Source organism: Sorangium sp. So ce367 (assembly GCF_051520455.1).
Lineage (GTDB): Bacteria > Myxococcota_A > Polyangia > Polyangiales > Polyangiaceae > Sorangium > Sorangium cellulosum_B.
On sequence record NZ_CP150334.1, the window covers coordinates 4,539,171 to 4,551,516 of the forward strand.

The following is a 12,346-nucleotide window of genomic DNA, read 5'->3' on the forward strand; positions in this document are numbered from 1 at the left end:
GTGCGCGCTCACCCGGGGCAGGCCGTGCGGGCGTGCTGCGCTGCGGCAGGTGCGCGCGAGAAACGAGGGTCTTCGCAGCGGCGTGTGCCGCTCGTTCGCCAGGAGGCCCGCTGCGAGCGCCGCCCCCGGCGCGTGTCCGCCGCAAACGAACCCACCGAGCGGAGCGGGTTGCCAGTGCTCCTGGTGCTGACTAGTCTCCGCGCCCGCATGAAGCTCGCCCGCACACTTCTCCAGACACCTCGCATCGTTGGCGTGGGCCTCGCGGCCTCGATCGTGGGCGTGGGCGGGCTCGGGGGCGTGGGCTGCTTCGTCGAGGGCGAGGGTCTCCCGCCGCCCGTCGAGGGGCTCTATTACCCGACGGGCCTGGCGGTGTCTCTCGGGGGACGGGTCCTCTACGTCGCGAACTCGGACTTCGATCTCCAGTTCAACGGCGGCACGGTCCAGGCGCTGGATCTCCAGCGGCTGCGCAGGCGGGCGCTCACGCTCCAGTCGGCGCTCGCTCCCGGCGGGCCGAACGCCAGCGCCAGCGTGCGCGATGCGTGCAATAAGGTGGGGCTGGCGACAAACGCCGCGTCGTCTCTCTACCCGGGGCCGTGCGGGCCGCTCGACATCTCCGCCCTCGAGGGCGAGGACGAGGTCGTCCGGAGCTCGGCCGTGATCGGCGCGTTCGCGTCCAACCTCCTCCTCGTGCACAGGCCGCTCAGCGGCGAGGGCGCCGACCCCGGCGCGGAGCGGCAGGCGCGCCTGTTCGTGCCCGTGCGCGGCGACCCCTCGGTGACCTTCTTCGACGTCGCCGACGATCGGTCCGACGGCGCCGGCGCGCAGCGCTGCGACGGCGACGCCTGCTTCCAGCTGGACTGCGGCGCGAGCGCGGCGGGCGGGCGCTGCAGCAGAGATCACCGCATCGGGGAGGACCCGGGCCAGGAGCTCATCCGGCGCAAGCTGCCGCTGGAGCCGTTCGGGATCGCCGCCGGCCCGGGCGGGACGAGCATCGTCGTCTCGCACCAGACGGAGAGCGCCGCGAGCGTCATCGTGAACCGCTGGGAAGCGAACGAGAGGCCGCAGCTCGCGCACGTCCTCACGGATCTCGCCTTCGGGCCGACGGAGGTCGCGGCCGTGCCGCGCCCGGGCGTGCTCGGGGCGCTGCAGCAGGGCGGGTGGGCGATCGACGACCAGCCGGCGTTCGCGGTCACGTACCTCGCGGCGCCGGAGCTCGGCCTGCTCCGCTATCAGGACGCCGCTTCGGGCGGCGCGCCGCGCCTGTACGAGTCGACCCCGACGCCGATCACCTCGCTCGCGAGCGGCACCGACTCCCGCGGGATCGCGTTCGACGCGAGCGAGCGGCAGGCGTGCGAGGACGGCTGCGCAGGCGCGGCCGAGTGCCTCGAGCGGTGCGTGGAGATCCCGATCCCGGTGTACGTGGCGCATCGCGGCCCGAACTCGCTGCTCATCGGCGAGCTGACGACGACGCTGGTCAAGAAGGACTCGGACGTCCCCGCGGCGAAGCGGGCCTCGGTGTTCTACTCGATCGGGTTCCACGACGCCGCCGTGCTCGGGGCCTACCCGTCGCGGATCGAGATCGGTGAGGTGATCGACCTGGAAGGCGTGCCTCGCCGGAGGGTCTTCGCGCTCGCGTTCGACTCTGGGCTCGCGTTCTCCTACGACCCGGAAGCGCGCCGCGTCGACGCCGTCATCAAGACCGGGCGCGGGCCGCAGGCGCTCGCGTTCGACACGGGCTCCACGCGCAGCGACGATGCCGACAAGAAGCGCTGCGAACGCGAGCAGGGCAGCGCCGGCTGCGACCCCTATTCCCTCATGTACATCGCGCATTTCACCGACTCGTACCTCGGCGTTGTCAACCTCGACATGCGCAAGACGAACACGTTCGGAACGATGATCCTCACGGTGGGCACGCCCGTCCCGCCCCGGGAGTCCCAATGAAGCCGCGCCTCGCGCTCGTCGCCTCCACCTCCGCCCTGGCGCTCGCCGGGTGCGCCGCGGAGGCCACGCCGGTCCCTGTCGAGGCCCTGGCGCAGTCCGGCCGCAGCGCCTTCGTCTGCCTCGCCATCGACCGGCCGGATCCGAACAAGCCGGGCGTGATGCGCTCGCTGCCGATCACGGACTGCTCGTACGGCACCGTCGAGTCGTCCACCGACTACGAGGTCGACGCCAAGGACGGGGGCAGGGCCACGCTCCCGCACCTCTACGGCCTCGTCACGCAGACCGCGCACGGCGAGGTCGCGGTCGTCGACCTGACGACCGAGTCCTCGCTGATCGTCGATCGGGACACGGGCACGCCCGCCCCGAGCTTCCTCCCGGTCGGCGCGCAGCCGGTCGACATCGTCGCGACGCCGGGGGGGACCGCGTCGTTCGTCGCCGTCGCCGAGCCGGGGCGCGCGGGGATCTACGCGCTCCCGTCGGCGAAGGTGCTGCCGCGCGAGGGCTGCCCGGTCCCGTCGCTCAGCTCCTGGCCGGCCTGCTCGCTCCCCTCGGCGCCGGGCGAGATGCTGCTCGTCGCCGACCCGCCGGACCCGGACGCGGACCCGGAGGGCAGCGCCAAGCTGCGGAGCTCGTGCGAAGGCAGGTACGACGTCGAGCCGACCGAGCCTGGCGACCCCGGTGCGTTCGTGGACGACGTCTGCTCCACCTCGAACGGGAGCTTGGACATGGAGGGCGGCGGCCGGCAGAAGCTCCTCGTGACCCTGCCGGATCTCGGCGGCTTCGTCGTGATCGACGCGCAGAAGCTGCTCGAGGACACGGCGTACCAGGACGGAGGCTTCGCGGCGTGTGATGTGGAGCGGTGGGTCCCTCTCCAGGTCTCGCTCCCGCCGGCCGAGCCGCCCGACGAGCCGCCGCCCGGCGACGTGCCGCCCGGCGACGTGTCGTGCGCTCAGCCGGCGGTCGCGGCCAGCCCGGAGCAGGCCTTCGACAAGGCCCGGCCCGCGGGGCTCGCGCTCTCCGGCGACCGGCTGTTCATCGCCGATCTCGATGCGCCTGTGATCCACGTCGTCGACCTCCCGACGCCCTGCGAGCCGCGCGAGCAGCCCCCGCTGCTTCCCGCGTCGACGCTCGAGCCCGGGCGCGTCGTCACGACGAGGCGCCTCGCGGTGAGCCAGGCGTCGCCCCCCGAGTTCAACCGCTACCTCTACGCGGTCGACGCCGGCGACGGCAGCGTGATGGTCTTCGACATCAGCGACGACGTCAGCGAAGACCCGTCCAGGCGGTCGCCGCTCTCTCGCGAGAACCCCGACTGGAACCCGTTCCAGCCGCCCGACCGCATCCGCCTGCCGGCGCCTGTCCGCGATCTCGCGATCGTGCAGCGCGAGATCCCGAGGAGCCTCCCGGCGACCGGCGTGGTGCCGAGGGGGATCCGGTGCAGCCCCCTCCCGGAGCTCAGGACGTGCGACAGCAGCGTCACGTCGTGCGACCTCGAGACGCTGTACCGCACGTCGAGCGATCGCGACTCCGGCGCCGGCCCGCTGAAGCTCCGGGGCACGTTCGCGTACATGGCGCTCACGAACGGGCAGGTCGCGATCGTCGACATCGACGACCTCGACGCGGCCTGCCGCGGACCCGAGCGCCAGAGCGTCCGCGCGGGCTGCGACGCGGACGCTTCGCCGAGCAGCCCGCTGCTCGAGACGAGCGGCGAGGCGTCCTGCAACGTCGTCCTCCCGCACGCTGTCCGCTCGGAGACCTACATCGTGGCGAGCGACGGCTCCGGCCAGATCGAGCCCGGCGTGCAGGGCCTGCCGATCCTCTACGATCGCAGCGGCGCGGTCGTGCCGCTCTCCGGGGAGAGCCCGAAGATGCGCGCCACGTTCCCGTCCGAGGGGGCCGCGCCTGACCTCGCGCTCGCGGTGGGGGTGCAGCGCGAGGTGATCGCGTCGAGCGACAGCGCTGAAAGCGAGCTCGACGAGCGGGGGCTCGTGCTGAGGTCCGGCGGGCCGCAGCACGCGCTGACGATGAACCTCGAGGACCCGCGGGTGCACATCGCCAACGAGACGTGGGCCGTGACCTACGAGGGGGTGCTCACGTCGATCACCCGGGCCTCCGTCGCCTTCGACGAGAACCTCGACCTGAGGGGGACAGACGCCCGCTTTTGCCGCCGCGGCGTGCAGAGCCTGACCAGCGTGAAGGCGCAGCTGAAGGCGGCGGGCGTCCCGGAGGGCGAGGCCGAGACCCGCGCCGAGCAGCTCGCCGACGTCGCGCAGATCACGTCCGAGCTCCCGGACGAAGACGCCACCTACTGGAAGAGCGTCGACTCGGCCGTCTGCTCGTTCGACACCTGCAACGCGAAGTACGGCAGCGTCATCACGTCGCGCCCGGCGCTCCGCATCGTCGAGGCCTACGAGGACCACCTCGAGCTCGATCGGACGGACGAGGTCGGGTTCGCGGCGTGCTGCTTCGCCGGCTCGGTGCAGCTCGACATCCGCGCCGGGGGCCAGTGGATCGTCCGGAGCAACGGCGCCGGCTTCCTGCACCACGTGATCGCCGATCCTGCGGGCGGCTACTGCCGCAACTCGTGCGACACGCGCCTCTCGCGGTTCAACGGGCGCGTCGCCCATACGCCGCGCGACGGGCGCGTCACCGACGGTGACGTGGGTGCGTTCCTCAACCCGATGTTCCGGTTCGCGGTCACGGGCGGCGTGCCCGAGCAGGACATGCAGTTCCGCTTCACCACCCAGGGGGCGTTCACGCCGCTCGCCCTGGACCTCGTGGACATCAGCGACACATCGGAGCTCCAGCCGCAGTCCATCCAGCTCGTTCCGGCCACGGGCCAGCTCGCCGTCACCGACGGCTCGGTCCAGGGCCTGTTCCTGCTGAGCTCACGCGACGTCGCCGTGACGCGCCGGTACCGCTGAGCCACCTGCCGGCCCCGCGGCATTGCGGCTTCGGCGCCGATATTTCCACGAAAACAGCGGAACAAACGCGCGAATCACGCGTAGACCTCACCGGCGGTCGAGACTAAGACGCCGGCGATGCAGCCGTCCGAGCAGCCTGCGGCCAGGAAGAAGCTGACCCCGGTGATGCGCCAGTACGAGGATGCAAAGGCGCTCCACCCCGACGCCATCCTCTTCTTCCGGATGGGCGACTTCTACGAGATGTTCAACGACGACGCGGTCCTCGTGTCGCGCGCGCTGAACCTGACGCTCACGAGCCGCAACAAGGGCGAGCCCGACGAATCCCCGATGGCCGGCGTCCCGCACCACGCGGCGCACGGGTACATCGCGCGGCTGCTGGCGCTCGGCCACAAGGTGGCGATCTGCGAGCAGTGCGGGGATCCGTCGAAGATCAAGGGGCTCGTGCCGCGGCAGGTCGTGCGCGTCGTCACGCCGGGGCTCGTCACCGAGACCGATCAGCTCGACGCGCGCGCCAACCATTACCTGGCGGCGGTCGACGGCGGCGGCGTGCCCCGCGGCGACGCCCTCGGAGCGGGGGGCCCCTACGGCCTCTCGCTGCTGGATCTCTCCACCGGCGAGCTCTCGGCCACCTCGGTCCCGGACGCCGCGACGCTGCTCGCGGAGCTCGCCCGGGCGGATCCGCGCGAGGCGCTCATCGCCCGGGACCTCCCGGACGTCCGCGCGGCGGCCGCCTCGCTCGCCTGCCGCGCGGCGCTGCGCGACGACGAGGAGCTCGACAGCGCGCAGGTCGCGTCGATCCTCGACGACGCCGCGATCGAGCCGATCTCGGCGGCGGCGCTGGCCGAGCACCCGCTCCCGGCGGTGCGCGCCGCGGCCCGGGCGCTGCGCTTCGCGCGCCGCTGCAGCCCCGGCGCCCGCATCCCGGTGCGCCGCATCGCCCCGCACGACACCTCGGGCACGCTGCGCATCGACGAGACGGCCCAGGCGCACCTGGAGCTCGTGCGCGCCGCGGACGGCGGCCGCCGCGGCACCCTGCTCGACGTCATCGACTGCACGGTCACCCCGGGCGGCGCCCGGCTCCTGCGCCGCCGCCTGCTCTCGCCGCTCGCGGACCTGGCCGGCATCCGCCGGCGCCTCGACGAGGTGGAGCTCTTCGTCTCGCACCCGCGCGCCCGCGGCGAGCTGCGGCAAGCGCTCGGCGGCGTCGGCGACCTCGAGCGTCTCAGCGTCCGCGCGCTCCTCGGCGAGGCCACGCCGCGCGACCTCGGCCTCCTGCGCGACGGCCTCACGGCGGCCCCGGCGGCGATCGCCGCTGTCCGGTCGATCCCCGACCTCGGCAAGGCGGCGGCGCGGAGCGACGACGGCGCAGCTGCGCGGGGCAAGGAAGGCGCAGCTGCGCGGGGCAAGGACGCTGCAGCGGCCGGATCGGGCTCCGAGCCGCTCCTCGCCGAGGCGGCGTCGCTGGATGTCGTCGCCGACGTGTGCGCCGAGCTCACCGCCGCGCTGATCGAGCGGCCGCCCCCGAACACGCGCGAGGGCGGCATCTTCCGCGAGGGGTACGACAAGGAGCTCGACGACGCGCGCGGCGTGGAGAAGAACGCGACGGAGCTCATCCTCGCGCTCGAGGCGAAGCTGCGCACGCAGACGGGCGCGCCCTCGCTCCGGGTCAAGTACACGCGCGTCTTCGGCTGGTACATCGAGGTGACGCGCGCGCACATCGCCAAGGTCCCGGCGACCTTCCGCCGCAAGCAGACCGTCGCGACCGGCGAGCGCTACACGAGCGACGAGCTCGACGAGCTCGCCGACAAGATCGAGCACGCCGGGGCGCGCGCGCTGGAGCGGGAGACCGCGCTCTTCGACCGGCTGCGGGCCCTCGTCGCGAAGAGCGAGGGCCGCCTCCGCGCGCTCGCGCGCAAGCTCGCGGCGTGGGACGTCGCCGCCGCCCTCGCCGACGTCGCCCACCGCAACGACTACGTGAGGCCGCACGTCACGACGGGCGAGGCGCTCGCGATCCGCGACGGCCGCCACCCGGTGGTCGAGCGCTACGCGGCCGCGGGGCACTTCGTGCCGAACGACACCCGCCTCGATCTCTCGGGCGAGCGGCTCTGGCTGATCACGGGCCCCAACATGGCGGGCAAATCGACGCTCATGCGCCAGGTGGCGCTGATCGTGGTCCTCGCGCAGATGGGCAGCTACGTCCCGGCGCGCGAGGCGGAGATCGGCCTCGTCGACCGGATCCTCTCGCGGGTGGGCGCGAGCGACAACGTCGCGCGCGGCGAGAGCACGTTCATGGTGGAGATGCGGGAGACCGCCGAGATCCTCCGCGACGCGACGCGGAGATCGCTCGTGATCCTCGACGAGATCGGCCGCGGCACGAGCACGTACGACGGCCTCGCGATCGCGTGGGCCGTGGCGGAGCACCTGTTCGACGCGATCGGCTGCCGCGCCCTGTTCGCGACGCACTACCACGAGCTGACGGAGCTCTCGGCGCGCGCGCCGGGCATCGCGAACTACTCCGTCGCCGCGCGCGAGCACGGCGACGACGTGATCTTCCTCCACAAGCTCGAGGCGGGCCCCGCGAGCCGCAGCTACGGCGTGGCGGTCGCGCGGCTCGCGGGGGTCCCCGAGGGGGTGCTCGCGCGCGCCCGCGCGATCCTCGCGACGCTGGAGTCGGGCGCCGCGCTGCCGGGCGGCAAGCACGCCTCCCTCCGCGGCCGCACGCGCGGCGGCGCCGCGCAGCTCGACCTGTTCGTCCCCGCGCAGGCCGCGGTGCCGCCGGAGCAGTCGGCCGTCATCGAGACGCTGCGCGCCGTGGACATCGATCGGCTCGCGCCGCTCGACGCGCTGCGGCTCGTGGCCAAGCTGAAGGGGCTCCTCGGCGGCGGCGGCTGACCGCGGCGGCTCAGTCCGGCGGCGCGATCTCGCGGAGCTCGGTGCCGCCCGCGTACCCGTAGCTCACGAACGAGTCGAACCCCGTCACGAGCAGCCCCACGGGCGCGGAGGCCGTGAGCCAGTGCACCCCGTCGCGCTGCATCCCGGGCAGCACGTTGTCCGGCGCCTGCCGCGCCGGATCGATCGCCGCGAAGCTCAGCTGGCAGCGGTAGACGACGAACGACGGCGCGCCGCCCCCGCGCTGCTCCTCCGTGAGCCCGTCCGCGGGCGCGATCTCGCACTCGTCCGGCCCGAGCGTCGCGTCGTCGAGCCGCACGACGGCCGACCGCGGCGCGACCACGGAGATGAAGTCGAACGCGTACTTGTCCGGGGTCAGGAACACGTAGTCCGGCCGGAACTGCTCGATGGGCGGCAGGATGATGAGGCTCGGGTCTCCGCCTGGCAGCCCTTGCTTGACCCCCGTCGCGTTCTGGCTGGCCATGATCTGCGACACGATGACCGGCTCGGAGCTCTCGATCATGAAGTCGCCCCACGCCGTCACCTCGCGGAACTCGCCCAGCGCCGACAGCGTGATCCGATCGTCCGGCGGCGGCAGGGTCGTCTCGATCACGGCGCCCTTGCCGCTGGCCGCCACGATCCTGACGTACTCCGGCTCGGGCACGGCCTCGATCCGCGCGCCGGCCTCCTTGACGGTCAGCGACCGGCTCGGCGTGTGCGGCACCGCGAACCGCTTGCCGGCGGTCCGGGTCGGATCGAGCTGATCCTCCAGGTGGTCGGCGCAGCAGCGGCGATCCGCGAGCACCTCGAAGTGCGGCGCGTCCGAGGCCTCGCTCCCGGTGAAGACCGCGATCGGTTGATCGGCCTTCACGATCGATCCGGTGAAGTCCGCGTTGAACCCGCCGCTCTCCAGGTTGAGCACGTCGAACGCGCCGAGCTTGACCTCGATCGACCCGCCCTCCGGCGTCTCCGGGACGGGCCCGCCCCCGACGACCTTCGCCTTCGTCGTCACCTGCACGGTCGTCCCTTCGCGCGTCCCGACGATGGTCAGGAACGCCCGGAGGTCGATCGGGTTCTGCGGATCGAAGTTCGTGTCCGGATCGTCCGTGACCGCGATGGTCTGCGGCCACCCTGTGACGACGTACGCCGTCGCCATCGCGCCCGGGCTGTACGTCAGCGCCTCGCGCGGCTTCAGCAGCGAGGCGTCGTTGGAGAACACGTTGGCGTTCTCCAGCGGGTTGAACTGGTAGGCGACGATGGGGAACTTCGACGTGATCTTGTACGCGTGCCGCGTGAGCGCCGTGTGCGTGCCCGTGTTGTACTCGCCCTCCGGGCTGCCATCGACCTCGCGCGGCCCGAGCTTGAACACCTGGAGATAGAGCGGCGCGATGAGCGCGCTCGCGATCTCTACAGGGGCGGGCTCGTCGCCCGGCGCGCCGTCGTCCTGGAAGATGTGGATCTCGTTCGGCACGTCCGGCTGCGGGTTCGAGACCACCACCGCGAACTGCTGCGCCGCCGCGTTTCCGGTCGCGTCGATCCGCGCGTTGTCCAGATCGACCGCCCAGTACTCGCACCCCACGTTGCTCCGCTCGAGCTCCGCGACGGCGCAGAGCTGCTGGCAGCTCCCGCTCCGGCACGCTTCGCCGGCCTCCGTGTCGCACGTGTCGATCACGCGGCCGAAGCGGCCGTCCGCGTCGCAGACGACGACGTCCTGCTCGCGGCACGAGCGCGCAGCGGGAACGCAGGGCCGGCAGCCGAGCTCGAGCGACGCGCAGACGAGCCCTCGAGCGGCGCAGTCGTCGAGCGTCACCCAGGCCAGCCCTGCGCCGGTCTCCTCGCAACGCGCGAGCTCCGCCCCGCAGCGCACGTCGCCGGCCGTGCAGAGCGGCGGCTCCTCCGGCCGCTCACCCCACCGCGTGCCGCTGTCGAAGCAGCTCGGCGCGAGCCCGAGCCCCGCGGCGACGGCGACGAGGGCGGCGGCTGCAGCGTGCCGCGATCGGGCGCGGCGTCCTGGCTTCCGTGCGCGCGTCGGCCTGCGCGCTCGCGTCGGGTGGGGCGGGGCGTTCATCACAGGTGTGCGTTGAAGCTGTCGAGGGAGTAGGCCGTCATCCCTGCCGGCTTGAGCTGCCGGTAGACGAGCTTGCCGTAATCGAAGCCGTCGATCCGCGCCCCGTACACCCCGATCGTGAGCGGCCCCGGCGGCAGCGCGCCGTGCTCGAGCCCGAGCTGCCGGAGGTCCGGCACCTCGACGGCGTGAGACCCTGCCGGCACGGCCACGGTCCACCGGATGAGGCCGTTTCCGCTCGCGATGTCGTAAACGCTGAGGTCGACGGGCGCGCCCGCGCCGAACGAGGTCGCGAGGTGGGACCCATCCCAGGCGGTGTTCTGCGCGGGCGCCTCGAGCGTCGGCACCCCCACGAAGTCGCCGATGCGCACGGGCTCGCTCGTGCTGGTCGAGAGGACCCGCCCGACGACGGACAGCGGCGCGAGCCCGGCCTGGCCGGTCACCGCGCGCGCGGACGAGTGGTAGCTCGCGCCGAGCAGGTCGCGGGCGAGCGGCGGCACGCCGACGAACGTCAGCCCCCCGTCGAACGGGATCAGCGGGCTCTGCGCGCCGATCGGGAGCGTCGCGAACCCGTCGTTGCCGATCATCAGCGACACGTTCGCCTGGATCCGATCCGGCCCCTTCGGCCCCTTCGCCGGCGCCTTGACGTCCATCGAGAGGGCGTGGTCGAGCGGCTGATTGATCCGCACGAACACCTCCCTCGTCCACTCGTTCGGGAGCACGGGGATCCCGCGGACCACGCCCATGGCGTACGCGGTGAACCGCGGCGGGGTCGTCGAGCGATCCTCGAGGCCCGCCAGCGCGTAGATCGTGCGGTTGCCGGGCGCGACGTACATCGTGAACCCGTGCCCGAGCTCGCCCGACGTCTCCGGCGTGATGGCCTGGAACTCGGACGGCAGCTTGAAGGTCGCGAGAGGATCGGCGCCCGCCGTGAACAGGTACGCCGCCTTTCGCTCGGTGTCGCGGCGCGGGCTCGGGATGTTGCCCCACGCGACGCTCCCGGGGTCCAGCGACGTGTCCCAGACGAGCTCGCCCTCGATCGCCCCCGCGCTGCCGACCTTGCCGCCGACCGGCGGGGGGGGATCGCCGGGCGCGCCGCACGCGGGGGTGAGCACCGGATCCAGGTAGACGGTCACCGTGTCGACCGGCACGTCGACGAACGAGATCGGGCTATGGCACGTCGCGGCCACGGTGACGGTGCGCGGCGAATCGAGCGACGCGTCCTCGATCACCGCGACGCCGGACGCGTCGACCTCGATCGGGGAGGTCGTGTCGGTGCCGACGACGACGCTCGCTCCCGGGATCGGATCACCCGTGAAGTTGTTGTAGACGAGCACCTTCAGCCGTCCGGCGAGCGGCGCGCCGCTGAGCCCGCCCTTGTAGCCGTTCTCGCTGTCCTCGTAGGTGTAGCCGTCCAGCACGAGGATCGTCTCGCCGCCGGTCGTCACCGAGATCGTCTTCGCGCCCGGCGTGCCCTGGGGCACCGTGCACAGGAGCCGCGTCGGCTCCTGGACGGCGAGCGACGTGCACGGCTTCTGATCGATCTTCGCGACCGTCCTCTCGTTCCAGCGCGTGCCCTGGCCGACGAGCTCGATGGTCGTCCCGCCGGAGATCGGCCCGCTCGACGGGGACGCATAGAGCGCGTCGTACACGTAGCCGCCCGGCAGCGTTCGCCGGGTCGACGTGTCGTCGCCGTTCTGCACGGCGAGCTCCACCGGGCCCGCCGCGCCCGGCGGCGCCGCCACCTGGACCCGGCTGGGATCGATGGGCACGATCGCGGACGGATCGACCTCGACGTCGCCGAACCAGACGCGGACCTGGGAGCTGAAGCCGTTGCCGTGGAGCAGGACGCGCTGGCCTCCGTTGAATGGCCCGTGCGTCGGGTCCGCGCCGAGCAGCGCGTGCGGATCGCCGCCGGGCAGCCCTGCGCCGGCGGACGATGACGTCGACGTGGTCTGCGGGTCCACGCCGAAATCGCCGCCATCGCCGTCGGTCTGCCGGCGGATGCCCTCCGGCGCCGAGGCGATGCACGCAGAGACGATCGCGAGCCCTGCGCAGACCGAAGCGAAGCGTGCGGTAAGAAAGCCTCGTGATGCGGTTCGCACGAGGCGAGTGTACGCCATCGCGGATGCCGGGCCACGGCGCGCCAGGGGGCGTGGCCCGGCGTTCCCGTGCTCCGCGCCGCGTGGTCCCACCGGCGCAGCTGGCGCAACGAAGGCAACTGCACGAGGTAACTGCACGAAGGCAACTGCACGACGACAACTGCGTGGGTGGCTGCGAGGACAACCGCGCGGAGACACACGCAAACACACGGAAATCGTGCACGCCGGGGTGGCGGCTTCATCGCTTGACAAGCGAGGCGCCTCGGGGTAGCAAACCGCCCCCTTCTTGCGGTCTCGTGACGAGGGGGACAGCGGAGGCTGAATCCTCGCCTTCGCTGCCGCAGAACCGAATCCACACGCTCTCCTGGCACCCACGGCATTCCGCGGCCCGGTGCCCCATCAGCACGGACGCTCCTGTCCGCGCATGG

Annotated in this window: 5 protein-coding genes; 3 read left to right on the plus strand and 2 right to left on the minus strand. The window is 72.8% G+C overall.

Annotated elements, in window-relative coordinates; genetic code table 11:
• The first annotated feature begins 183 nt into the window (after positions 1 to 183).
• The 3 genes from WME97_RS17295 to mutS all read left to right on the plus strand — a co-directional run bounded on the left by WME97_RS17295 (position 184) and on the right by mutS (position 7,754).
• On the plus strand, positions 184 to 1,941 hold the full coding sequence (locus WME97_RS17295) for a hypothetical protein (RefSeq protein ID WP_437553018.1): 1,758 nt from the start codon (positions 184 to 186) through the stop codon (positions 1,939 to 1,941).
• Positions 1,938 to 4,862: a hypothetical protein gene (locus tag WME97_RS17300; protein ID WP_437553020.1), complete on the plus strand. Its 2,925-nt coding sequence runs from the start codon at positions 1,938 to 1,940 to the stop codon at positions 4,860 to 4,862. The genes WME97_RS17295 and WME97_RS17300 overlap by 4 nt, the downstream gene beginning before the upstream one ends.
• Positions 4,863 to 4,979: 117 nt before the next feature.
• Positions 4,980 to 7,754 (plus strand): DNA mismatch repair protein MutS, encoded by a 2,775-nt coding sequence (gene mutS / locus WME97_RS17305; RefSeq protein ID WP_437553022.1) that lies wholly within the window; start codon positions 4,980 to 4,982, stop codon positions 7,752 to 7,754.
• Positions 7,755 to 7,764: 10 nt separating this feature from the next.
• Here the strand turns inward: mutS and WME97_RS17310 are convergent, their stop codons facing one another.
• Both WME97_RS17310 and WME97_RS17315 read right to left on the minus strand, forming a co-directional pair.
• A complete protein-coding gene (locus tag WME97_RS17310) occupies positions 7,765 to 9,819 on the minus strand; it encodes an IgGFc-binding protein (RefSeq protein WP_437553024.1) in 2,055 nt (684 codons plus the stop codon).
• Positions 9,819 to 11,921 carry an IPT/TIG domain-containing protein gene (locus WME97_RS17315; RefSeq protein ID WP_437553026.1) on the minus strand — a complete coding sequence of 701 codons (2,103 nt, stop codon included), beginning with the start codon at positions 11,919 to 11,921 and terminating at the stop codon, positions 9,819 to 9,821. The genes WME97_RS17310 and WME97_RS17315 overlap by 1 nt, the downstream gene beginning before the upstream one ends.
• Positions 11,922 to 12,346 lie beyond the last annotated feature (425 nt).

What these genes read in the sequence shown, in the direction of transcription:
- WME97_RS17300 (WP_437553020.1), top strand. Translation starts at nt 1,938, where the DNA reads ATGAAGCCGCGCCTCGCGCTCGTCGCCTCCACCTCCGCCCTGGCGCTC.
- mutS (WP_437553022.1), top strand. Translation starts at nt 4,980, where the DNA reads ATGCAGCCGTCCGAGCAGCCTGCGGCCAGGAAGAAGCTGACCCCGGTG.
- WME97_RS17310 (WP_437553024.1), bottom strand. Translation starts at nt 9,819, where the DNA reads ATGAACGCCCCGCCCCACCCGACGCGAGCGCGCAGGCCGACGCGCGCA.